Genomic DNA, 21590 nt, shown 5'->3' with positions numbered 1-21590 from the left:
CGGCTCCGGCCCCGGCCCGCGCGCCTGCGCCCGCGGCTCGCCCCGCGCCTGCGCCTGCGGCTCGCCCCGCGCCTACGCCTGCGGTTCGCCCGGCTCCGGCGCGCCCGGCTCCGGCGCCTGCTGCGCCTCCTCCCCCGCCTGCCGCTGCCGCCGAGTCCGAGTCGGCTGCCGCGGAAGAGGCGCCGGAGAGCGCGCCCGCCGAAATTTCGGGCGGCCCCCCGCCTCCGGTCGTGCCCGCGGTGCCCAAGGGTGCCAAGGCGCAGATCAGGCGCGGCAAGGGCGCGAAGTGAGCAAAACCGAGCGGGAGCGGCTCGTCGAGCTGCTCCGCGAACGATCATTCGAACGCAAACGAGTCGTGCTCGCCTCCGGGCGCGAGAGCGACTTCTTCATCGACTGCAAGCAAACGGCCTTGACCGCCGAGGGGCACTTCCTCCTCGGCGCGCTCATGTTCGACGCGCTCGACGGCCTGCCGCGATGCGACGCGGTCGCGGGCGTGGAGCTCGGCGGCTGCCCGCTCGCGAGCGCCGTCTCGCTGACGAGCTTCGTCCGCGGCCGGCCGCTCCCTGCGCTCTACGTGCGCAAGGAGGCGAAGGACCACGGCTCGAAGCGGCTCATCGAAGGGGATCGCGCGCTCGTGCCGGGGATGTCGGTCGTGATGCTGGAGGACGTGATCACGACGGGCGGATCGACGCTGAAGGCCGTCGACAAGATCACGGCGGCAGGCGCGCGCGTGGTGGGCGTGGTGGCGATCGTGGATCGGCTCGAAGGCGGGGCCGAGGCGATCCGTGAGGCGGGTTTGCCGGTGGTCTCGATCTGCACGCGGCGGGATTTCATTCCGGACACGTGACCCCGCGTTTGTCCAGGGAGGGACGACCCGTGGACAGTGGCGGAGGAGGCGGGTAGGGTAGGCATATGGCGCCGCCCGATCCCGCGTACGTGGTTGATCCGAACGATCCTCGCGCGCCTTCGGAGGAGACGTGGGCGCGCATGAGCGCGGAGGAGCGTGCGCGGGTCGTGGGCATGCTCCCGAACGAGGTTCCACTCGGCATTTTCCAGCCCGAAGGCGATCCGCACCGCACGGCGAAGAATCGTGCCCTCGACGCGCTCGACACGTTCTTCCGGAAGATGGGGCGGCGTGTGTACCTCTCCAGCGACCTTGCCGTGTACTACCCGGGCGAGCCGATGTTCTCGCCCGACCTCCTCGCGGTCGTGGACGTCGATCCGCACGAGCGGATGAAGTGGGTGGTGAACGCGGAGGGCAAGGGGCTCGATCTCGTGCTCGAAGTTCACGTGGGGGGCGATTGGGCGAAGGACTTCGAGGCGAACGTGGAGCGGTACGCGCGGCTCCGCATCCCGGAGTATTTTCTGTTCGACCGGCGGAAGAGGTCGCTGCGGGGGTACCGGCTGGAGAGCCCAGGGGCGCGGGTGTATCGGCCGATCGTGCCGCAGGGCGGGCGGTGGGCGTCGGAGGTGCTCGGGCTCGAGCTCGTGCTGGAGGGCGAGCGTTTGCGGTTCTACGCGGGGAATGCGCCGCTGCTCGAGGCGGACGAGCTCGTCGTGCGGCTGAACGCGATGGTGGACGAGCTCGTGGAGAAGCACCTCGCAGCCGAAGCGGCGGTTGCGGAGGAGCGGAAGCGAGCGGAGGCGGAGAAGGAGCGCGCGGACGCGGCCGAGGCGGAAAAGCAACGCATGGCGGCGCGCCTCGCCGAGGCCCTCGCCGAGCTGGAGAAGCTCAAGGGGCGGTAACCCCTTCGGCAACCGCCCCCTCTACGCTTCACTCCGCCGCTTCGGCCACCCTCGGCATCAGCGGATACCCGAGCGCTTCCCTCTGCGCCAGGTAGCTCTCGGCCACGAGCCTCGCGAGCGCGCGCACGCGGCCGATGAACCTCTGCCGCTCCGTCACGCTGATCGCGCCGCGCGCATCGAGCACGTTGAACCGGTGTGCCGCCTTCACCACGAAGTCGTAGGCGGGCAGCACGAGCGCCTTCTTCGGGTCCGGCTTCGCGCCCTTCGCCGTCGCGTCGACGCCTCGGAAGAGCAGCCGCTTCACCTCGGACTCGCACTTGTCGAACGCTGCGAAGTGCTCCTCCACGTCGGCTTCTTCGAAGTTGTACGTCGACCACTCCCACTCGGCCCGCTGGAACAGCTCGCCGTAGCGCACGATCTGCCCCCCCGTGTTCGAGTACACGAGGTCGTACATGCTGTCCTTGTCCTGCAGGTACATCGCGATGCGCTCGAGCCCGTAGGTCAGCTCGCCCGAGATCGGCTTGCAGTCGATGCCGCCGATCTGCTGGAAGTACGTGAACTGCGAGATCTCCTGCCCGTCGAGCCACACCTGCCAGCCGAGGCCCCAGGCGCCGAGCGTCGGCGACTCCCAGTCGTCCTCGATGAAACGCACGTCGTGCTGCAGCGGGTCGGTGCCGAGCGCGCGCAGCGACTCCAGGTAGAGCTCCTGGATGTTCAGCGGGCTCGGCTTCAGGATCACCTGGAACTGGTGGAACTGCTGCGCGCGGTTCGGATTCTCGCCGTAGCGGCCGTCGGAGGGCCTGCGCGAGGGCTCCACGAAGGCCACGTTCCACGGCTCCGGTCCGAGCGCGCGGAGGAACGTCGCGGGGTTGTACGTGCCTGCGCCGACCTCGGAGTTGTAGGGCTGCACGATGAGGCAGCCGCGCTCGGCCCAGAAGCGCTGGAGCGTCAGGATGATGTCTTGGAACGTCATGGCGACGGGCAAGCCATACCCCAGGCCTGACCGCTCGTCGACGCCCACCTCGCACCTCCCATGGCGCCCGGGGCGTACGGCCCCCGTTGCGCCTGTCCAGTCATTTGGTACGAACCGTCACAAACCGAAAATTGCGCCAGAATCCGCTCGCGTGGGCGATCTAAACATTGAACAAGCTGGTTGAAGGTTGTACAAACGTAGAACATTGATTCCGGCCGGAAAACGCGCTTGACGCCCCAACGGAGGAGCGATACCCGCAATGACCAGGCGCCAAACAAGTGACGCCCGTTTGGTTAGTTACCTTGGGGGCGGAGGCACAGAACGGCTCTCGGTGGTTCGGCCCGAGCAAGGTCGTGCCCGTCGGCATGGGTCGGTCAGCTTGGTCGGGGCCGGGGCACGCCCACGGAAGGACGGTCCGATGCCGCGCATCCTGATCATCGACGACGACGCGGTCTTCGGCGCCAGCGCGGTGCGGACCCTGGAGAGCGCAGGCTTTTCGGCGCGTTTCCACCGCGGCCCCTTCGGCAGCTTGCAGGCGATCCGCGAGACGCTCTGCGACGTCGTGCTGCTCGACGTCAACATGCCGAAGCTCGACGGTCCCCTGCTCGTCCGCATGATCCGCGACGCCTTCGGCCGCGGCGGCGTGAAGGTCCTGCTCTGCAGCGACATGGAGCCCGGGCCCCTCGAGCGCCTCGCGAAGGTGATGGGCGTGCACGGCGCCGTCCCCAAGCACCTGCCCGAAGCCGCGCTCGTCGACCAGGTGCGCGCCGCGCTCCCGCCGCGCGCCACGGCCTGATCCCGCGCGGCGCTCAGCCGTGCTGCTTTTCCAGCGCCTTTTTGTCGATCTTGCCCGCGCCCGTACGCGGCAGCTCGCGGACGAACACGACCGACTGCGGAACCTTGTACTTCGCGAGCCGCGCGCGACAGTGCGCGAGGATCGGCTCGGCGTCGGGCGACGCGCCCGGGGCGAGCACCACGATTGCCCGGCCCACCTGGCCCCATTTGTCGTGCGGCACGCCGATGAGCGCCGCCTCCGCGATCGCCGGATGCCCCGCGAGCACCGCCTCGACCTCGGCCGGATACACGTTCTCGCCGCCGGAGATGATCAGGTCCTTGCTGCGTCCCGCGATGTAGAAATGCCCTTCGTCGTCGCAGCGCGCGAGATCGCCCGTGCGTAACCACCCATCATCGAGCACCTTCGCCGTCTCCTCGGGCCGGCCCCAGTAGCCGCCGAAGACGTGCGGCCCGCGCACTTCGAGTTCGCCCACCTCGCCCGGAGCAACCGACTCACGCGCCGCGTCGACGACCCGCGCCTCCACGAAAAACAGCGGCGCGCCCACGGATCCGACCTTGCGACGCACGTCCCCGGGCGGCAGCCAAAAATTGTTCGGCCCGGCTTCCGTCAGCCCGTAACCCGTCTTCAGATCGATCCCTCGCTCCCAGTACGTGTGGAACAAGGGCTCGGGGCACGGCGCGCCACCGCTGATGCAGATGCGCAAGCTCCCGAGCTCGCCCTCGCCGAACCGGCGATGCTGCGACAGCGAGAGGAACATCGTTGGTACACCAAAGAACACGCTGACGCCCTGATCCCGCACGCCCGTGTACACCTCGTCCGGATCGAAGGCGCGACAGACCACGGACGTGCCGCCCGCGAGCACGAGCGGCGCCGTGAACACGTTGAGCCCGCCCGTGTGGAAGAGCGGCGCGTTGAGCAGCGCCACGTCCGACGATGAGAGGCCCCAGCTCGAGATCGTGTTCACCGCGTTCGCCGTGATCGACCGGTACGTCAGCATCGCCGCCTTCGGCGTGCCCGTCGTCCCGCCCGTCCCGCAGAGCACCCAGGGTTCGTCCCAGCCGATCTGGAGCGCCGGCGGCGGCCTGTCGGCGGCCGCGTCGCGCTCGCCGAGATCCACGTCGTCCCCACGCATCCGCGACGCGCCCTGCATCGCCACGAAGACACGCGGGACGAAGCTCGCCTCGCGTCGGATCGCCTCGGTCGTCGCGGAAAACTCCGGCCCGTAGACGAGCACCTCCGGCGTCGTCGCGGCGAGGTACCGACCGAGCTCGCCCGGCGTGAGCCTGTAGTTCAGCGGCGTGAAGATCGCGCCGAGCTTGCCGCAGGCGAACCAGAGATCGAGCATCGCGACGTCGTTCATCGCGAGCGCCGCGACCCTGTCGCCGCGCCGCACCCCGAGCCGCTCCTTCAGAAAATGCGCCGTGCGGTTCGCCGTGCGATCCCACGCTCGGTACGTCACGGCCCGCCCGCCTGCGCCGTTGTCGAGGAGCGCCACCTTGTCGGGGGTTAACGCCGCGCGTCGTCCGAGCCAGTCGCCGAGGTGCATGGCGCCCTGCGTAGCAAAGCCGCGCGCGCGCTGGAATGGCTCGTGTGCATTGCTGCAGCGCAGCAAGCCATTGCGATCTGGACGATCGGGGTGTACGACCGTCCGCATGGTCGTGAAGAAGTACGGCAACCGGAGGCTGTACGACACCGAGGCGAGTCGTTACGTCACGCTCGAAGAGGTGGAGGCGCGTGTCAGGCGTGGCGACGACGTGGAGGTCGTCGACGCGAAGACCGGCCGCGACCTGACGCAGGCGACGCTGGCGCAGATCATCCTGGAGAGCCGCGGCGCCGCGCGCCTCTTGCCGGTGCCGCTTTTGCGCCAGCTCATCCGCATGGGCGACGACGCGCTCGCCGAGTTCTTCGAGCGCACCGTGATCTGGGCGCTCGACATCTACCTGCTCGCGAAGAAGGGCGCGCGTGTCTTTCCGATCGGCCCTCTCGGCGCGCTCCCGTTCCTCAACGCGATGCTCGGCGGCGGCAAGAACGTGCCGTGGTCTCAGCCGCGCGAGCCCGAGCCCGAGGAGCAGGTCCCTCCGCCCGACACGAACGAACGCGACGAGCAGGCCGAGGAGATCGCCGCGCTCCGCCGCGAGCTCGAAGAGCTCAAGCGCATCGTCGGCAAGAAGCGCCGCGAGCTCTGAGCTTTGTTGCAGTGCAACAACGTTCGCTTGACAGGGGGAAAGTCGGGGTTTAGGTTCGGCTCCCGACAGCCGGGAATCACCTTGAAATCAAGGCGATCCTGCAGGGGTGAGGAGCAGACGATGAGCGAACGGGTGGATTCGCAGGTGCAGCAAAACCGCGACGTCTCCTCGGGACGGAGCGCGCTCGCGAACGTGTTCGAGGAGCTCGCTGCGCTGGAGACGGCGGGCGTGGCGCAGATCGGCGTGGTGTTCCGGGGCATGGCGCGCATCGGGCAGGCGTCGGTGCTCTACGGCGCGCGTGTCGCCGCGGAATGGCAGCGGATGGCGCTCGAGGCGACGGAACGCGCGGGCGATACGTTCGGCGCGCCTTTCCTTTGAGCGGCCTTCCAAGCAAAGCCGAGCTCGCGTAAACTCGTTCTGTCCGGGCGAAACCAGGAACCAACGCGCCGGCGAGCGGAGATAAAGAGCATGTACATCGGGGACTGGATGGAGCGCGGCGAGCGGTATTTCCCGGAATCGCTCGCCGTCGTCGACGTCGCGAAGGGGGACGCGGGCCGCTTTTCGTATCGCGAAATGAACCGCCGCGCGAATCGCCTCGCCGGCTTCCTGCAGAGCGAGGCCGCGATCGGCAAGGGCGATCGCGTGGGCATCCTGGCCATGAACGGCGTCGAATTCCTCGACGCGTTTTTCGCCTGCGCGAAGCTCGGCGCCGTGCTCGTCCCGTTCAACTGGCGCAGCCATCCGCGCGAAATCGCCGAGCTCACGAGCCAGACCGAGCCGAAGGTGATGATCTTCGGCGACGATTTCCGCGCCGGAATCAGCGAAATCGCAGGCCTTGCCGCATGTGCGTCCGTCAAGACGTGGCTGCACCTCGACGGCGAGGGCATTGCGGGGAGCCTCCCGTATGGGGCCACGGTGCAGGCGCGCGAGGCGCATCCTGTGAAGAACGACGCCGTCGAGGCCGAGGACATCGTTTGCCTGCTCTTCACGGGCGGCACGACGGGCCTGCCGAAGGGCGCGAAGATCTCGTACCGGATGATCGCGTGGAACACGCTGAACACCGTGATCCACGAGCTCTCGCGCGGCGACGTGACGCTCACGCACACGCCGATGTTCCACACGGGCGCGCTCTTCGTCTACACGCTGCCCCTGCTCACGCTCGGCGGGACCGTGGTCATCATGCGGAAATGGACCGCCGACGACATGCTCTCGCTCATCGAGCGCGAGAAGGCGACGGTGCTCTTCTGCGTGCCGACGCAATACCAGATGATGATGCAATCGCCGCGATTCGAAACGGCGAACCTCTCCTCGCTGCGCTTCTTGACGAGCGGCGGCGCGCCCCTGCCCGTGCCGATCATCCGCGCGTACCGGGAAAAACACGGCGTCGTCTTCAAGCAGGGCTTCGGCATGACCGAGTTCGGCCCGGGCATCTTCTCGATGGACCCCGAATTCGCCGAGACGAAGGCCGGCAGCATCGGCAAGCCCAACTATTTCATCGACGCGCGGATCGTCGACGACGATAACCGCCCCTTGCCCGCCGGCGAGGTCGGCGAGCTCGTGCTCAAGGGCCCGAGCGCGTGTTCGGGGTATTTCAACAACCCCGAGGCCTCGAAGGCGTCCGTGGACGCGGAGGGCTGGTTCCACACGGGCGACATGGCCCGCGTCGACGAGGACGGGTTCTATTACATCGCCGATCGCAAGAAGGACATGTTCATCTCGGGCGGCGAGAACGTCTACCCGGCCGAGATCGAAAAGGTCCTCTACGAGCACCCGGCCGTGGCGCAGGTCGCGGTGATCGGCGTCCCGGACGAGAAATGGGGCGAGGTCGGCCGCGCCATCGTGATCCTGAAGCCCGGACAGAGCGCGACCGAGGAGGCGATCCTGGCCCATTGCCGTGATCACCTCGCGAAATACAAGGTGCCGAAATCGGTCGTCTTCGTGGACGCGATGCCGATCTCGGCGGCCGGCAAGATCTTGAAGAGAGAGCTGAAGGAAAAGTACGCGCGGTGAGGCGCGAGAGGGAGAGGGATGCCGTGGCAAAAGAGACCACGAATGGGGGTTCGGGGGCACAGCCCGAGCGTAGAAAACAACCGAAGCTCTTGACCCGCGTGGTGAAGGGCCTCGGGCACTGGCTCGGGCCGGAGACGCCGACGGGCAAGGCGTTCGTCGCCGCCGAAAAAGGCATGACCAAGGCGTTCGACAAGCTCGGCAGCAACGAGCGATATCTGAACCTCGTCGGCGGCGTCCTGAACCGCGCCCTGCGCACCCGCAAAGCGTACGTCGAGGCCCAGGAGAACTGGCTCCACCTCCTCCGCCTGCCCACGTCGACGGAGATGGACGATCTGCGCGAAGAGGTGCGCGACGTCAAAAACCAGATCGAGGCGCTCTCGTCGCAGCTCGAGCTCGTCGTCGAGGCGCTCGAAAAGGGCCGCCGCGAGGGCCAGGGCGTCGAGGTTGGCCGGACGAACACGAACGGAAGCGCGACGACCGGTCGCCCCTCCTGACGAGGAAGGACGGGAAACACCATGACGACGCAATCGACCAGCCAGCGCCTCCGCTCCTTCGTGGCGGGCCAGATCGAGCTCTCGCGCGAGCTCATGCAGGCCGCGCAGAAGGGCTCGATGAGCCCGTACCACTACGTAAAACCGTTCATCCTCCGCGCCGCGGACGTCGGCGAGCCCCCGCTCGCGCCGACCCCGCACAAGGTGGTCTACACGAACGGCAAGATGCGCCTGCTCCGCTTCGAGCCCACGGTGCGCAAGCACGCGACGCCGATCCTCTTCGTCTATTCGCTCATCAACCGCTATTACATCCTCGACTTCCTGCCCGGCAGAAGCCTCATCGAATTCATGGTCGGGCAGGGCTTCGACGTCTACGCGATCGACTGGGGCACGCCCGGCTCGGCCGAGCGGCGGATCGGCTGGGACGACGTGCTCAACGTGCTCATCAAGAACGCCGTGAAGTGGGCGCTCCGCCATAGCGGCGCGAAGGACCTCACGATGTACGGCTACTGCATGGGCGGCACGATGGCGCTCGCGTATGCGGCGCTGCACCCGCAGGGCCTCCGCAATTTCGTGGCGCAGGCGACGCCGGTCGACTTCCACGAGGGCGGCGTCTTCGCCGAATGGACGAAGCCGAACCGCTTCGACGTCGACGCGCTCGTCGACGCCTACGGCAACGTGCCGATCGAGCTCATGGAGACGGGCTTCTCGTCGATGGCCCCGATCCAGCGCATGACGAAATGGCTCGAGGTCTTCCGCCGGATCGACGACCCCGACTTCGTGACCACGTTCCTCGGCATGGAGCACTGGGCGTCGGACAACGTGCAGTTCCCCGGCGAGATTTATCGGCAATACATCAAGGATTGCTACCAGTACAACAACTTCTGCAAGGGCCGCATGAAGGTCGCCGGGCAGACGGTGGACCTCTCGACGATCAAGGTCCCGCTGCTCAACATCATCGCCGAGAACGATACGATCGCGCCCCCCAAGTCGAGCGAGGTCCTGAACACGATCGTGAGCTCGACCGATAAGGAAATCATGCGCTTCCAGGTCGGGCACATCGGTTTGTCCACGTCGAGCAAGGGCCCGAAGCAGATCTGGCCGAAGGTCGCCGGATGGATCGCGAAGCGGTCCGATCCGTGGACAGAAACCTGATCTAAGCTTCGATCAGGGGTTCGGCGGCGGGGCGTGGAACTGGAACTGCCCCGGCCGCGGGACCGGGGGGATCTCGCCGAGGCGAGGCGGGTAGGGCGCGAGAGGCTCGAGCTCCGCGATCAGAGAATCAACGAACGGGTCGGGCCCCTGCTGCTCCCGGATGCGACGCAGCGCCGGCAGGTTGTGCGCGCAGACCGGGAAAGCACCCCAGGGGCAATTCTTGCAAGGGTCGTCGAGGCGTTTGGCGCGGAGGCGCAAAGCCGCCGTGCCGAGGCCGAGGGTCGTCGCGACGAGCGCGGCGCGGATCGCCCAGCCCACGAGGGTGTTCGGGACGAGCCACGCAGCGCCCACGACGAGGCCGAAGCCCACGCCGAGGACGAAGCGCGCCGGGATCTTGTACCAGCGGCGCTGGACGAAGGGCTGAAAGAAAGTCGGCACGGCGCAGCCGAGGGCCGCCATGGCGACCCAGAAAGCGGTCGCCATGTCGTGCGCGGGTGAAACGAAGAAAAGGGCGATCAGCGCGACCGCTAGCCCTGGGTACATGCAGGCGCAACCCAGGCATAGGGGCACGCCAAACGGGCGGACGAGGTGATGATCGTGCCGCCCGCAGGTCGGATGATGAGCGAAGGAAGGATAACGGCCGAGCTCGCTCAGCGCGAACGCAGCCGGAGGGACCCCCGCGAGCTCGAGCCTGCGCGGGGATGCGCGATCAGCCACGCTTGAAGACCAGCACGGCACAGCGCTTGGGGCAGAACGGGCCGAACGCGCTGCGCACGTCCATGAAGACGTGGGAGAGCACGAAGCCCTGCGCACCCATCTGGTTCGCGAGGTCCGAAATCTTGCTGTGCTCGACGGTGCCGCCGCAGCCAGCGTCGATCGTCATGACCTGGAACGAAGCGCCGCCAGCCTGCGCGCCAGCGTAGCCACCACCATAACCGGGATTCTGTTGCACTCCTGGGATCCTTTCTCCGACAGAGACCAGGCGAACGCTACGTCCGAGACGGGGCTCAAGTCAACACCCTCGCGACGATCAACGCCACGTCGTCTTGGCTGAACCGTTCGTCCGTCCGCTCTGTTACTGGCACGGTTTGGCACTCCCGGAGGAGCCTCGCGCAGGTCGCCGCGACGTCGTCCCCGCCCTCCCGAAGGATCTCGGCGATGCGGGCGTCGCCGACCGGCTCCCAGAGGCCGTCGGTGCAGAGGAGCAATAAGTCGTTCGGACAAACCTCGACCTCCGCGACGTCGATCTCCACGGTCTCCTGGATGCCGAGCGAGCGCGTGAGGATGTTGTCGAGCGGCGCGTCCATCCCGCTCTCGACGAACGCCTCGAGCGCGGCCGGGTTCGCCTGCAAGTAACTGCGGAAGGTATGGTCCTCGGTGAGGCGCTGGAGTGCGCCCTCTCGATAGAGGTAGACCCGGCTGTTGCCCACGTGCGCGACGTGAGCGACCTGGCCCTCGCGCGGGAGGAAGAGGAGCGCGACCGTGGACCCCATGCCGCAGAGCCGCCGGTCCGTGCTGCTCCGGTGGAAGATCTCGCGATTGGCCGCGGCGATGGCCGCTCGAATGCGATCGGGCGCGGAGCCTTCGCCCGGCGCGACGAGGAGGTCGGTCGTGAGGGAGACGGCGAACCCGGAGGCGACGTCCCCCGCGCCATGCCCGCCCATCCCGTCCGCCACGACGCACACGTGGCCGGAAGGCCCGCGGAGGATTCGGAACGCGTCGTCGTTTTGAAACCGCACTCCGCGCTGCGTGACCCCGAAGGCCTCGACCCCGCGCCCGATCGTCATGTCACTTCGGCGGTTCGAGCGGCGCGCACGTGGAGACGCCGGCCCCGACGATCCGGAAGCCGATGTCGGTCATGTACGCATTGTCGATGGTGTTCGTCGCGGGGTCGTACTTCGTCACGTTCGAATTCGCGAGCGACGACGCGGCATAGAGGTAAAACGACCCGCCCCAGAACGAGAAGGCCCACGCCGAGGGCGTCGCGAGGCCCGAGATCGCCTTGGTGTTCGTCACGGCGCCGGTCACCTTGTCGATCTGGCCGACCTGCACCGGGGACGTCGTGAAATACCCGTAGACCCGGCCGTCGCCCGTGCCCGTGAGCTCGGCGCTCTGGCCCGTGAACGTGCCAGGGGAGAAATTCGCGATCGGCTCGACGTTGAACGAGAGCGGGTTGATCTTCCCGAGCCCAGGGCTATCCGTCCCGCCGATCGTACCCGTGCCCGTCACGAAAAGCGTCTCGCCCATTCCGCCCTCGTTCGTGGAAAAACCCATTCCGAGGCGGTACCAATTCGAGACGAGCTGCACCGTGGGCGCCGCGTCACAGCTCGCGTCCTTCGTGCTCACCTTGTAGATCACGCCGTCGATGTCCTCCCCGAGGAACGGGTCGGAGTCGACGTAGTTCACCCAGGCGACCGCGTTCCGATCGACGGCCATCGAGTTCGGCTGCATCACGGTGTTGCAGCCGAGGGTGCCGATCTTCGTGAACTTCTTCGCCGGCGGATCGAAGCTGTAGAGCTCGTTCGCGTCGGAGAGCACGTAGATCAGCTTCGCCGCGTCGCTGCAATCGTCGCTGGGCACGCCGCCGCCGCTGCCGCCCGAGCCCGGGTTGAAGATGCCGCCCTCGCCGCCGCCGCCGCCCTGGTTCCCTGCGCCCGAGCCGCCGTCGCCCGAGCTGCCGCCCTCGTTATCGAATTGACTGCCGCCCCCCGTCGCGCTGCAGCCAACGGCGAGACCGATCGTAAGCAAACTCAAGCAACCCCAGAAAAGCTTCATGTCGCTCACCTCCGAGCCGAGGGCAGTATATCCGAGCGCGCCGTCCGCGATAGGCGCGAGCGGTCATAAAATCGTCACCAGGTCACAGCCGTGGGGGCGCCGCGATCCGTGGTCGTGCCATCGCCGACCTCGCCGGCGCCATTTCCGCCCCAGCATCGCACGGCGCCGCCTTCGAGCATCACGCACGTGTGCGCGCCGCCCGCGGAAAGTGCACGCACGCCCGTGAGACCGGGCACGGGCGCGGGGGAACGTCGGGCCTCGGTCGTGCCGTCGCCGAGCTCCGCCCGATCGTTCTTGCCCCAGCACACGACCGCGCCGCCTTCCTTCAGAGCGCATCCGTGCTCGGCGCCGAGCGCGATCGCCGTCGCGCCGGTCACGCCCTTGACGACGACCGATTCCGCCCGTGCGTCCGTCGTTCCATCACCGAGCTGTCCCGCCGCATTGTCGCCCCAGCAGCGCACCGAGCCGTCTTCGAGCAGCGCGCAGCCGAACGCGGCGCCGAGCCCGATCGCCCTCGCCCCCTCGATGCCCTTGACGGAGACGAGGCGCGGCGTGGGGCGCGGGCCGGGTTTGGGTTTGGCGGGGGACGACGGGCGGAAATTGCCGAGCTCGCCGCTCTCGTCTTCACCCCAGCAAGCGACCTGGCCGCCAGGCCCGAGCGCGCACGCGTGCCGGCCGCCGAGCGCGATTTTCGTGGCGCCGAAGAGGCCCGCGACGGGCGACGGCGCGCCGCCCGCGGACGCAGGCAGCGGCGAGGGGACCTCGATCGCCGGGGGTTTGCCCGCGGCTCCCACGGGTTTTCCGCCGAGCTGCCCGCGATCGCCGCGTCCCCAGCATACGATCTTGCCGCCGTCCACGATCGCGCAGGTATGCGCCGCGCCTGCCGCGATTGCGGTCGCGCCCGCGAGGCCGAGGACCTCGGTCGGCGGGCGTGGCCCTTCCGTCGTGCCGTCGCCGACCTGCCCGAATGCATTGTGACCCCAGCAAAGCGCGGTTCCATCGGCCCGCCGCGCGCAGGCGTGCGCGCCTCCGAGCGCGAGCTCGACCGCGCCCACGACACCCGGGACCGGCGGCGCTCCATACGCGCCCCGCCGCACGCCCGAGGCGCCGAAGCAAGACGCCGATCCATCCTCGAAGAGCGCGCAGGTATGCGCCCCGCCGGCCGCGATTTGCCGGATCCTCACGCACGCCTTTCCTTTGCAGATCGGGCGTCCCTCGGGGCAGGCGGCTTCTTTCCACGCGCCCTCTTCGCTGCACGTCGCGACCGCGTTCCCCTCGCAACGCTCGGCCCCGGGCAAACACGCCCCGCACGTGCCTTTGCCGTTGCACACGCCGCGTTCGCCGCACGACTCGCCGACCTCGACCGGCTCGTGCACGCCCTCGCCCTCGTTACAGGCCGCGGCCGTGCACTCGTTGCCGTCGTCGGCCGGCACGTCGACGCCGTCGTCGATCTCCATCACGTGGCCATTGCCGTCGCATACACGCATGCGGCAATCGCCCGCTTTTTGCTCACGCACCACCGTGTTCTGCGCGGCCGCCACCATCACGCACTGCTGCTCGAAGCAGGTCGACACGATGCACGGATCGTTCGAGGGCGGGCAGTCCATCACGTTGAAACACGGGAGCGGCTGCGTCGGGCTGTCGGCGACGCGGAGCCCGCATCCCGAGGCCTGGACGAGGCCTCCGGCGAGCCCGAGCGCGGCCACGAGCGCGAAGGCGCGCGGCAGAACGGAAAATTGCGCTCGTGCCCACATGGTATCCGCGACTCTATCGAAGTCGGGCCCTTCGTCGCAAGGCGGTTCGCCCCCTGCGAACGGCGGCGCTTGGCACTCGAGGGACGTTTCTGTATCGTTTCCGCCCCGATCGTGGGGCAGCGAGCGCGAGCCATGGAAGAGATGACGAGAGCCGAGCGCGGGGGCTGGGGCAAGGTGGCCGAGGTCGAAGACGTCGAGCTGAAAGCACAGCCGATCAAGGAACGCGCGAAGACGATCGCGCGTGGCGTGGGCGCGGCGATCGAGGGGCACGTCGCGCCCGCGGCCGACAGGGCGGCGCAGGCGGTGAAGAGCGGCGCGGGCACGGCCCTGCGCGCGCTCGAAGATCCGACGGCGTTCCAGGTTCCGGAGATCCTCGCGCAGGCGGATCTGCCCACGGTCTCGGGCGAGGACCCGCTCGCGGAGCTCGCGATCCGGCTCGATCGCGAGGCCGATCTGCACCGCGGGATCGCCATGCGGCAGCACGCGCGGGCGGCGTGGATGGATCGGCTCGGCGCGATCGGCGCCGTCGTCGCGCTCGTGGGCATCGTCGTCCTCGCCGCCATTGCAGGGTTTCGGGCCCTGTTCGCTCCGGATGGCGCGCTCTTCGTGTCGCTCCTCCTCGGCGTCGGCGCGCTTCTCCTTTTGCTCGGCGCGTTCGCCCTCGCGCGCGCGACCGCGCGGATCCGCGCGGGCCAGGCGCAATCGGCGCGCGAGGCGCTCGTTCGGTCGGACCTCGCGGAGGCGCGCCTGCACCGCGTCGCCGCGCTCCTCGCCTTGCGGCAGCTCGATCCGGAGGCCTTCGGCAAGGCCATCCAGGATCTCGAACGCGACACGCGCGCCTCCGGATGAACGACATGACCGAACCCGACGTGATGCAACACCTCGTCGACGCCCTCTCCGCGGCGTTTTCCCGCGATTTTGGCGGCCCCGCCTTCCCGAACCCGGAGGGCTGGCGGAACAAGGGCGCCCGCCTCCGCACGTTCCGCCGCACCGTGCCCGTCGTCGAGCTCGAAATGGCGGGACGAACCCTCTCGTTCATCGTCACGCCCACGAATCCGGCCGAGCCCGCGTATCGCCGTTCGTCCCGGTACGATATCGTGTATTTCTCCGAGGACGTGCCCGACAACGAGCAATCGCGCATTTATGCCCGCGACCGCGTCACGATCGATCGTTTCGTGGCCTGGGTGAAGGCCTGGGACCAGGCCGGCGGGGGATCCGTTTGAGCACGAACGAAACCGCCCTGACGCGGCCCGAGGCGTCGGGGATGGAGGTGGCCCTCGTACCGCTCCGGCTCGGGGGATTTACTTGCAAGGCGATCCTGCTCGAAGGCGACGACCGGCTCACGGCGCGGTTCGAGGCGAAGGGCAGCGCGGACTGGGTCGAGGTCACGGTCCTGCCGCTCGGCGCGCCCGGCCCCGTGTTCCGGCGGCTCGCGCGCTGCGCTGTGCGATATCGCGGCGCGATCGCCGAGCGCACGCCCGAGCGGCGCGAGGAGGTCTCGCGGCTCGTGATGGCCGTGGCGGCCTCGATCGACGCGCTGCTCGAACGGAGCCCAGGAAAGACGATCGCCGAGGCCCTCGGCCGCTCCCGCGAACGAGGCCGCCTGATCTTCGGCCGCGACGGCCTGCGCGCCCTGCTCTCGCCGGAGATCGTCGAAGGCGCGCCCGCCGCGGCGGGGTTTTCCCTGGTCGACGTCTATCCGAGCTCGTACCTGCAAAAATCGCACGAAGGAGGCCTCGAGCTCGTGCTGGATTTCCGCCGGGAATCGGACGCGCGCAGGCTCCTCGTGATCGTCGGGCGCCGCGACGAGAGCAAGCCCGCGTTCGCCGTGACGGCGCATTTCTCGATCAAGCACCTCTCGCTCGGCGCGGTCGATCCTCCCGGCGGCGACGAGCTCCGCGCGCTCGTCGCGTTCGTCCTGCAATTGCGCGATCACGAGGGCCTCGACGTCGTTTTTCCGGACATCCTCTCGGACGTCGCCCCGACGCTCCTTTTGCCGTCCGCGCCGGAGGAGGCCGAGCCCTCGGCCGACGGCGAGGTCCTGAACCTCGCGATCGACGCCGATTGCGGGCAATCCTGCGCGTTCTGCTCGATCAAGGAGACGGCCCCGCCCGAGGACGGCGGCGATCGTGTGCTCGCCCGGCTCTACGCCGACCTCGAATCGAACCGCCGCCGCGGCGTGCGCAAAGTCCGCATCAATGGCTACGATCCGCTCGCCCATTCGCGGATCCTCGACGTCCTCCGGCGCGCGAAGGACCTCGGCTACCGGACCGCGCACGTCTTCTCCCCGTGCACGCGCCTCGCCGACCCGGCCTTCTGCGACGCCGTCGTCGCCGCGCTCCCCGACGAAACGCGCTTCCACGTGCCGCTTTATTCGGAATCGCCCGACGCGCACGACCGGATCGTCGGCCGGAAGGGCGCGCACGCCGAGGTCATCCGCGCGGTAGGCAACCTCCTCGCCCGCGTGTCGCCCGAATCCGTGTGGATCCTCTGCGTCGCCACGCGCGAGGGCCTCGGCGAGCTCGAAGGCGTCGCGCGATTCGCCGCCGCGCGAGGTTTGTCCTTCTACCCGCACATGCCCTACCCGAGCTTCGAATCACGCGCCGATCGGTATTTTTCGTCCGCGCCGCGCATGACCGACGTGGCCGACGTGATGTCCCGGGCACTCGCGCGCGGCGTGCGCATGAACGTGCAGGGCGTCGTCCCTTGTGTGGTTTTTCGCCGGATGCGCGAGAGCGGCGCGCCGCCGCGGGCCTGGCTCGACGCGCCCGCCGAGCGGCCTCCGCTTCCGGGCACCGAGTACCGCGACCCACGCTTCCGCCACCGCGCCGGCGAGGCAGAACACGCGGCCTTCCATGCTTCCGCGATCGGGTGTCCTCACGAGGCCCGCTGCGTGCTCGCCTCCGCCTGTCCGGGCGAGATCCTGCGCAGTTATGCCGAGATCCACGGCATCGACGAGCTTCGGCCGGTCTCGCTGCGCGAGCTCGTGGAAGCGACGTAAAACTGCGCTAGATCGCTTGCAAGCGGCCGGACGGACCGGTCCTGTTTGCCAGAACCCCTTTCAACGAGCCGCGCATTTGGTCTAGGATGCGCGAGCCGGTCACCTCCATGCTCGTCCAAGGCGCCTTGTTCCACGACCGTTACCGCGTCGTCCGCAGCATCAAGGCGGGCGGGATGGGCGCGGTGTTCGAGGTCCACGACGAGCCGACGAACCGCAGGCGCGCCCTCAAGGTCATGCACCCGGCGGTGCTCGAGAATTCGGTGATGCGCGGCCGGTTCGCCCAGGAGGCCACGGTCACCGGCGGGATCGAGAGCGAGCACCTCGTGCAGGTCCTCGACGCGGGCGTCGACACGTCGACGCAACTCCCGTTTCTCGTGATGGAGCTGCTCGTCGGCGAAGAGCTCGGCGGCATGGTCAAGCGCCGCGGCCCATTGCCCGAGCCCGAGGTCGTGCTCTACCTCTCCCAGGTCGCGCTCGCCCTCGACAAGACGCACGCCGCGAACATCGTCCACCGCGATCTCAAGCCGGAAAACCTCTTCGTCACGACCCGCGACGACGGCCGGCCCTGCGTGAAGATCCTCGACTTCGGCGTGGCCAAGGTCGCCGTCGCCACGACCCTCGCGCACACCACCGCCGTCGTCGGTACGCCTCTCTACATGGCGCCGGAACAAATTCACGGCGATGGCGGGATCCGGGCATCGGCCGATATTTATTCGCTCGCGCACGTCGCCTATACGCTGCTCGTCGGCGAGGCATACTGGAGGCCCGAGCTCTTGCAGCTCCCGTCCGTGTATGCGCTCTTCGGCAAGATCATCGCCGGCGAGCTGCCGGAGCCGCCCACGACACGCGCGGCGAGGCGCGGCGTCCAGCTCCCGGCGGGATTCGACGATTGGTTCCGCAAGGTCGGCGCGCGCGAGCCCAAGGAGCGACCCGAGCGGGCGACGACGGCGATCGGCCAGCTCGCCGACCTCTTCCGGGTCCCGGTGTCCGTGCCCCCGTCCGGGCCCATCCTGCCGCTCTCCGAGCTGCCGCCGCCCTCGCAGGTGGCGACACGGCGCATCTCCCAGCGCCCGCCCATGGCCATTCCCGCGCCCCGTTCGAGCCGCGACCGGTTGCGCGACGACCCGACGCCGCCCCCGAGCGCGCCCGCGCCCGGCAGCACGAAGCCGAGGTCCCGGTTCAGCGACGCGCCCGTGACGTACGAGCCGACCTTGCGAAGCGAGGTGAAGGGCGTGCTCGACCAGCCGGGGCTCACCGAGGCCCTCGAAGCCGAGTACCAATTCAGCGCGAGCACGGGCATCCCTTTCTCGGTGCTCGTGTTCCAGGTCCAGGAGCCTCCGAAGCCGGAGGGGCCCCGCGCGCGGCCCTTCACGGGCTGGGGGCTCGAGCGCACGATCGGCGAGCTCGTCCACCTCGCGCGCGCGCTCGGCCCGGAGAAGTCGACGATCGGGCGCTGGCCGAGCAGCACGATCGTGGTCGTCGTCCGCGCCTCGCTCGGCATCACGCTCTCGCCGAGCGAGGCCCGCGACATCCTCGCATTCGTGGGCAAGCAGCTCGCGGGCCGGGACGAGTTGCCCGAGATCCGCGGCGGTTATTCGCAATGCTGGCTCACGGACCGCTCGGGCATGGACGCCCTCGACCGCGCCCGCTTCGCCTTGAAGCCCTTCAACCGCTGATCAAGCGCCCGCGGCCGCGTCCACGGCCTGCAAGAGGTCGGCGACCACGTCCTCGGTCTCCTCGATTCCCACGGCGAGCCGCACGAGCCCGGGCGCGATCCCGACCGCGACGAGCTCCTCGGGTCCGAGCTCCGAATAACTCATGATCGCGGGCTGCTCGATGAGCGTCTCCACGCCGCCGAGGCTCGGCGCGATCCGGGCGAGCTTGCATGCGTCGACGACGCGACGCGCTCCGTCCTTGCCGCCGCGGACCACGAACGACACGACGCCTCCGCCGCCCGCGAGGTGCTTCTTCGCGATCACGTGATCCGGGTGGGATTCGAGCATCGGGTAATACACGCGCTCCACGGCCGGATGCGCTTCGAGCGCGCGCGCGACCGCGAGCGCCGTCTGGTTCTGCCGCGAGACGCGCAAGGACAGCGTCTTGATGCCGCGCCCGATGAGCATCGCCGCGTGGGGATCGGACACGGCGCCGAGCACGTCGCGCGCCTCGTGCACGAGCGAGAGCAGCGACGACGGACCCGACACGCTCCCGCCGAGCACGTCGTTGTGCCCGCCGAGGTACTTCGTCGCGCTGTGCACCACGAGGTCGATGCCCACGGCCGAGAACATCGCATTGACGGGCGTGGCGAACGTCGCGTCCACGAGCGTCTTCGCCCGCGTCTTCTTGCAGATGTCCGCGAGCCGCTCCGCGTCGACGCAGCGCAGGTACGGGTTCGTCGGCATCTCCGTGATGACGAGCCGCGTCTTCGGCCCGATCGCGGCGGCGAGCCCGTCGAGGTCTCCGGGCTCGAGCAACGTGTGCGACACGCCGAGCCGCGACAGCATCTTCACCACGAACTGCCGCGTCCTCCTGTACGTGTCGCGGAAGAGCACGACGTCGTCGCCGGACTTCACGAGCGAGAGGATCGTCGTCGTCAGCGCGGCCATGCCGCTCGGGAAGAGCAGCGCGTCCTCGGTCCCGTCGAGCGCGGCGATGCGCGCCTCGACCTCGCGCACGGTGGGGTTACCGTAGCGGCCGTAGTCGAGCCGCCCCGGGTCCGGATCCTCGCCGCGCATGAACCGTTCGAGGTCGTCCGAGTCGGCGAACGTGTACGTCGCCGTGAGCGCGATCGAAGGCGCGAGCGTGTGGTGCGGGCGATCGACGCGTTCCCCTGCGTGAACGGAGTCCGTGCTGGTCGGGAGGGCGGTCTTCACGGGACCGTCCTAGCGGAATTGGCACCCGGCGCGAAGGGCCGAGCATCCTCCCGGGGTCCCCAGCTTCGAAAGATTGTCACACTTGACGCGTCGGAAAAGTGAGGGATAAAGTTCGCTGCCATGGCTGACGCAGCGTCACGTATGCAGGCCGCGCTCGACGAGTACGCGGAGAACATCCAGCGCTTCAAGCGGGGGGAGCTCACGCCGGACCAGTTTCGCCCGCTTCGCCTGGGGATGGGCGTGTACGCGCAGCTCGCGCACGTGAAGCACATGCAGCGCATCAAGGTGCCGGGCGGGCGCATGACGGCGGCGCAGCTCGAGGCGGTCGCGGAGGTGACGGAGCGCTGGGCGCTCGGGCTCGCGCACGTCACCACACGTCAGGACATCCAGCTCCACCACCTGGAGATCGAGGAGACGGTGGAGCTGCAGCGCGTCCTCGCGCAAGCGGACGTGACCACGGTGGGCGCCTGCGCCGACACGGTGCGCAACGTGACCGCGTCGCACCTCGCGGGCGTCGCCCCGGACGAAGTCTTCGACGTGACGCCGCACGCGCATGCGATCACGCAGTACTTCCTGTTCCACCCGCACAACCGCAAGCTCCCGCGCAAGTTCAAGATCGGCCTCTCGGGCAGCGCGCGCGACCACGCGCAGATCATGATCAACGACCTCGGCCTGCTGGCGCGCGTCACCGACGCGGGGCGAGGCTTTGCGGTGTACGTCGCGGGCGGACTCGGCTCGACGCCGGAGATCGCGCACCTCTGGCGTGACTTCGTGCCGGAGCGGGACGTGCTCGCCGCGTGCGACGCGGTGATCCGTGTCTTCTGGCGGGACGGCGAGCGCAAGAACCGCAAGAAGGCGCGCATCAAGTTCCTGCTCCGCAAGCTCGGCGAGGCCGAGTTCATGAAGCGGCTCGACGACGAGCTCGCGAAGATCAAGGCCGAGGAGGGCGCGAAGATCGAGGCGGACCTCGATCGATACCTCGGCGAATACAAGACCGAAGAGGCGCCTCCGCCGGCCCCGGGCGGCGACGCGATCGGCGACGCCGCCTTCGCGCGCTGGAAGAGGACGAACACGCTGGTGCAGACGCAGGCCGGCTACCGGGTCGTCACGATCAAGCTCCCGCTCGGCGACATCACGGCCGAGCAGATGCGCAGGCTGGCGGCGCTGTCGCGCGAGTACGGCAACGGCGAGGTTCGCACCACGAACACGCAGAACTTCGTGATGCGGTTCGTCCCCGAGGGCAACCTCGTGGCCTTGCACCGCGCGCTCTCGCAGATCGGCCTCGCCGAGCCCGACGCCGGGCACATCACGGACATCGTGTCCTGCCCCGGCGCCGATTATTGCTCGCTCGCGATCACGAAGAGCATGGGCGTCGGCGCCCTCGTGCGTGATCACCTCTCGGAGAGCGGAAACCGCGCCGAGGCCGATGATCTCGTGCAGAAGATCGGCGCGTTCGACATCAAGATCTCGGGCTGCCCGAACTCGTGCGGGCAGCACCACGTGGCCGACATCGGCATGACGGGGCTCATGGTGAAGGGCAAGGACGGCGTCGAGCGCCCGCATTATTCGCTGCGCGTCGGCGGCGGCTGCGGCCCGGACGCGAAGATCGGCGACCGCCTCGACGGCCGCGTGCCCGAGGAGGAGACGCCCAAGGTGATCGCCGCGATCGCGAGGCATTACGTGGCCGAGCGCGCCGAGGGCGAGAGCTTCCGCGAATTCGTGGTGCGCAAAGGCGCGAGCGAGATCGGGCGCATCGGATTCGCGGCGGCGACCGACGTGATCTGACGCGCGCGCCGGCCTCGTATCGGCAGGACGGTCCTCCGTGATACC

General features: G+C 68.9%; 22 protein-coding genes. 14 read left to right on the top strand and 8 right to left on the bottom strand.

The window, feature by feature from the left end; translation table 11 throughout:
* The 3 genes from QHF84_RS35625 to QHF84_RS35615 all read left to right on the top strand — a co-directional run.
* The coding region (locus QHF84_RS35625) for a hypothetical protein (RefSeq protein WP_281317979.1) at positions 1 to 290 on the top strand (290 nt) is incomplete at its 5' end.
* Positions 287 to 847, top strand: coding sequence for an orotate phosphoribosyltransferase (gene pyrE, locus QHF84_RS35620; protein WP_281317978.1), 561 nt, complete (start codon positions 287 to 289; stop codon positions 845 to 847). The genes QHF84_RS35625 and pyrE, both read left to right, overlap by 4 nt.
* A gap of 65 nt (positions 848 to 912) precedes the next feature.
* Positions 913 to 1746, top strand: coding sequence for a Uma2 family endonuclease (locus tag QHF84_RS35615; RefSeq protein WP_281317977.1), 834 nt, complete (start codon positions 913 to 915; stop codon positions 1744 to 1746).
* Between the two features lie 28 nt (positions 1747 to 1774).
* On the opposite strand, the gene glyQ is transcribed toward QHF84_RS35615, so the two are convergent.
* Complete coding sequence (gene glyQ, locus QHF84_RS35610; RefSeq protein ID WP_281317976.1) at positions 1775 to 2719, bottom strand: glycine--tRNA ligase subunit alpha; 945 nt, start codon at positions 2717 to 2719, stop codon at positions 1775 to 1777.
* A 418-nt stretch (positions 2720 to 3137) separates the two neighbouring features.
* Here glyQ and QHF84_RS35605 point away from each other — a divergent pair, with 418 nt between their 5' ends.
* Positions 3138 to 3515: a response regulator gene (locus QHF84_RS35605; protein ID WP_281317975.1), complete on the top strand. Its 378-nt coding sequence runs from the start codon at positions 3138 to 3140 to the stop codon at positions 3513 to 3515.
* 13 nt (positions 3516 to 3528) lie between these two features.
* Here QHF84_RS35605 and QHF84_RS35600 read toward each other — a convergent pair whose 3' ends face one another.
* On the bottom strand, positions 3529 to 5061 hold the full coding sequence (locus QHF84_RS35600; RefSeq protein ID WP_348652910.1) for a long-chain fatty acid--CoA ligase: 1533 nt from the start codon (positions 5059 to 5061) through the stop codon (positions 3529 to 3531).
* 106 nt (positions 5062 to 5167) lie between these two features.
* On the opposite strand from QHF84_RS35600, the gene QHF84_RS35595 reads away from it, so the two are divergent.
* The 5 genes from QHF84_RS35595 to QHF84_RS35575 all read left to right on the top strand — a co-directional run bounded on the left by QHF84_RS35595 (position 5168) and on the right by QHF84_RS35575 (position 9357).
* Positions 5168 to 5701 (top strand): polyhydroxyalkanoate synthesis regulator DNA-binding domain-containing protein, encoded by a 534-nt coding sequence (locus QHF84_RS35595; protein ID WP_281317973.1) that lies wholly within the window; start codon positions 5168 to 5170, stop codon positions 5699 to 5701.
* 120 nt (positions 5702 to 5821) lie between these two features.
* Positions 5822 to 6079: a hypothetical protein gene (locus tag QHF84_RS35590; RefSeq protein WP_281317972.1), complete on the top strand. Its 258-nt coding sequence runs from the start codon at positions 5822 to 5824 to the stop codon at positions 6077 to 6079.
* A 90-nt stretch (positions 6080 to 6169) separates the two neighbouring features.
* Complete coding sequence (locus tag QHF84_RS35585) at positions 6170 to 7711, top strand: long-chain fatty acid--CoA ligase (protein WP_281317971.1); 1542 nt, start codon at positions 6170 to 6172, stop codon at positions 7709 to 7711.
* A gap of 23 nt (positions 7712 to 7734) precedes the next feature.
* Positions 7735 to 8205, top strand: a complete 471-nt coding sequence (locus QHF84_RS35580) for a hypothetical protein (protein WP_281317970.1) — start codon at positions 7735 to 7737, stop codon at positions 8203 to 8205.
* Positions 8206 to 8226: 21 nt separating this feature from the next.
* Positions 8227 to 9357, top strand: a complete 1131-nt coding sequence (locus QHF84_RS35575; RefSeq protein WP_281317969.1) for an alpha/beta fold hydrolase — start codon at positions 8227 to 8229, stop codon at positions 9355 to 9357.
* 12 nt (positions 9358 to 9369) lie between these two features.
* Here the strand turns inward: QHF84_RS35575 and QHF84_RS35570 are convergent, their stop codons facing one another.
* From QHF84_RS35570 to QHF84_RS35550, 5 genes are all read right to left on the bottom strand, one after another.
* The gene (locus QHF84_RS35570; RefSeq protein ID WP_281317968.1) at positions 9370 to 9840 is read right to left on the bottom strand and encodes a hypothetical protein; all 471 of its coding nucleotides are present in this window, start codon (positions 9838 to 9840) and stop codon (positions 9370 to 9372) included.
* Between the two features lie 226 nt (positions 9841 to 10066).
* Positions 10067 to 10309 carry a hypothetical protein gene (locus QHF84_RS35565; protein WP_281317967.1) on the bottom strand — a complete coding sequence of 81 codons (243 nt, stop codon included), beginning with the start codon at positions 10307 to 10309 and terminating at the stop codon, positions 10067 to 10069.
* Between the two features lie 55 nt (positions 10310 to 10364).
* The gene (locus QHF84_RS35560) at positions 10365 to 11144 is read right to left on the bottom strand and encodes a protein phosphatase 2C domain-containing protein (RefSeq protein ID WP_281317966.1); all 780 of its coding nucleotides are present in this window, start codon (positions 11142 to 11144) and stop codon (positions 10365 to 10367) included.
* 1 nt (position 11145) lies between these two features.
* The gene (locus QHF84_RS35555) at positions 11146 to 12132 is read right to left on the bottom strand and encodes a hypothetical protein (RefSeq protein WP_281317965.1); all 987 of its coding nucleotides are present in this window, start codon (positions 12130 to 12132) and stop codon (positions 11146 to 11148) included.
* A gap of 74 nt (positions 12133 to 12206) precedes the next feature.
* Positions 12207 to 13886 carry a hypothetical protein gene (locus tag QHF84_RS35550; RefSeq protein WP_281317964.1) on the bottom strand — a complete coding sequence of 560 codons (1680 nt, stop codon included), beginning with the start codon at positions 13884 to 13886 and terminating at the stop codon, positions 12207 to 12209.
* Positions 13887 to 14027: 141 nt separating this feature from the next.
* Here QHF84_RS35550 and QHF84_RS35545 point away from each other — a divergent pair, with 141 nt between their 5' ends.
* From QHF84_RS35545 to QHF84_RS35530, 4 genes are all read left to right on the top strand, one after another.
* On the top strand, positions 14028 to 14735 hold the full coding sequence (locus QHF84_RS35545; protein WP_281317963.1) for a hypothetical protein: 708 nt from the start codon (positions 14028 to 14030) through the stop codon (positions 14733 to 14735).
* Positions 14736 to 14740: 5 nt separating this feature from the next.
* Entirely contained in the window at positions 14741 to 15109 is a 369-nt protein-coding gene (locus QHF84_RS35540) for a hypothetical protein (RefSeq protein WP_281317962.1), read from the top strand.
* The gene (locus QHF84_RS35535; RefSeq protein WP_281317961.1) at positions 15106 to 16887 is read left to right on the top strand and encodes a radical SAM protein; all 1782 of its coding nucleotides are present in this window, start codon (positions 15106 to 15108) and stop codon (positions 16885 to 16887) included. The genes QHF84_RS35540 and QHF84_RS35535 overlap by 4 nt, the downstream gene beginning before the upstream one ends.
* A gap of 107 nt (positions 16888 to 16994) precedes the next feature.
* Positions 16995 to 18563: a serine/threonine-protein kinase gene (locus QHF84_RS35530; protein ID WP_281317960.1), complete on the top strand. Its 1569-nt coding sequence runs from the start codon at positions 16995 to 16997 to the stop codon at positions 18561 to 18563.
* On the opposite strand, the gene QHF84_RS35525 is transcribed toward QHF84_RS35530, so the two are convergent.
* On the bottom strand, positions 18564 to 19760 hold the full coding sequence (locus QHF84_RS35525; RefSeq protein WP_281317959.1) for a PLP-dependent aspartate aminotransferase family protein: 1197 nt from the start codon (positions 19758 to 19760) through the stop codon (positions 18564 to 18566).
* A 120-nt stretch (positions 19761 to 19880) separates the two neighbouring features.
* On the opposite strand from QHF84_RS35525, the gene QHF84_RS35520 reads away from it, so the two are divergent.
* Positions 19881 to 21545 (top strand): nitrite/sulfite reductase, encoded by a 1665-nt coding sequence (locus QHF84_RS35520; protein ID WP_281317958.1) that lies wholly within the window; start codon positions 19881 to 19883, stop codon positions 21543 to 21545.
* Positions 21546 to 21590: the final 45 nt, after the last annotated feature.

Origin of the sequence: Polyangium sp. y55x31 (assembly GCF_029946505.1) — a bacterium.
In the GTDB taxonomy this organism is placed as follows: Bacteria; Myxococcota_A; Polyangia; order Polyangiales; family Polyangiaceae; genus Polyangium.
This window is presented reverse-complemented; position numbering and strand designations above follow the sequence as displayed.

Bases quoted from the DNA above. Each gene is read 5' to 3' on its own strand.
- QHF84_RS35615 (WP_281317977.1), top strand. From the start codon at position 913: ATGGCGCCGCCCGATCCCGCGTACGTGGTTGATCCGAACGATCCTCGC.
- glyQ (WP_281317976.1), bottom strand. From the start codon at position 2,719: ATGACGTTCCAAGACATCATCCTGACGCTCCAGCGCTTCTGGGCCGAG.
- QHF84_RS35605 (WP_281317975.1), top strand. From the start codon at position 3,138: ATGCCGCGCATCCTGATCATCGACGACGACGCGGTCTTCGGCGCCAGC.
- QHF84_RS35600 (WP_348652910.1), bottom strand. From the start codon at position 5,061: ATGCACCTCGGCGACTGGCTCGGACGACGCGCGGCGTTAACCCCCGAC.
- QHF84_RS35595 (WP_281317973.1), top strand. From the start codon at position 5,168: ATGGTCGTGAAGAAGTACGGCAACCGGAGGCTGTACGACACCGAGGCG.
- QHF84_RS35590 (WP_281317972.1), top strand. From the start codon at position 5,822: ATGAGCGAACGGGTGGATTCGCAGGTGCAGCAAAACCGCGACGTCTCC.
- QHF84_RS35585 (WP_281317971.1), top strand. From the start codon at position 6,170: ATGTACATCGGGGACTGGATGGAGCGCGGCGAGCGGTATTTCCCGGAA.
- QHF84_RS35575 (WP_281317969.1), top strand. From the start codon at position 8,227: ATGACGACGCAATCGACCAGCCAGCGCCTCCGCTCCTTCGTGGCGGGC.
- QHF84_RS35570 (WP_281317968.1), bottom strand. From the start codon at position 9,840: ATGGCGACCGCTTTCTGGGTCGCCATGGCGGCCCTCGGCTGCGCCGTG.
- QHF84_RS35560 (WP_281317966.1), bottom strand. From the start codon at position 11,144: ATGACGATCGGGCGCGGGGTCGAGGCCTTCGGGGTCACGCAGCGCGGA.
- QHF84_RS35555 (WP_281317965.1), bottom strand. From the start codon at position 12,132: ATGAAGCTTTTCTGGGGTTGCTTGAGTTTGCTTACGATCGGTCTCGCC.
- QHF84_RS35550 (WP_281317964.1), bottom strand. From the start codon at position 13,886: ATGTGGGCACGAGCGCAATTTTCCGTTCTGCCGCGCGCCTTCGCGCTC.
- QHF84_RS35545 (WP_281317963.1), top strand. From the start codon at position 14,028: ATGACGAGAGCCGAGCGCGGGGGCTGGGGCAAGGTGGCCGAGGTCGAA.
- QHF84_RS35540 (WP_281317962.1), top strand. From the start codon at position 14,741: ATGACCGAACCCGACGTGATGCAACACCTCGTCGACGCCCTCTCCGCG.
- QHF84_RS35530 (WP_281317960.1), top strand. From the start codon at position 16,995: ATGCTCGTCCAAGGCGCCTTGTTCCACGACCGTTACCGCGTCGTCCGC.
- QHF84_RS35520 (WP_281317958.1), top strand. From the start codon at position 19,881: ATGGCTGACGCAGCGTCACGTATGCAGGCCGCGCTCGACGAGTACGCG.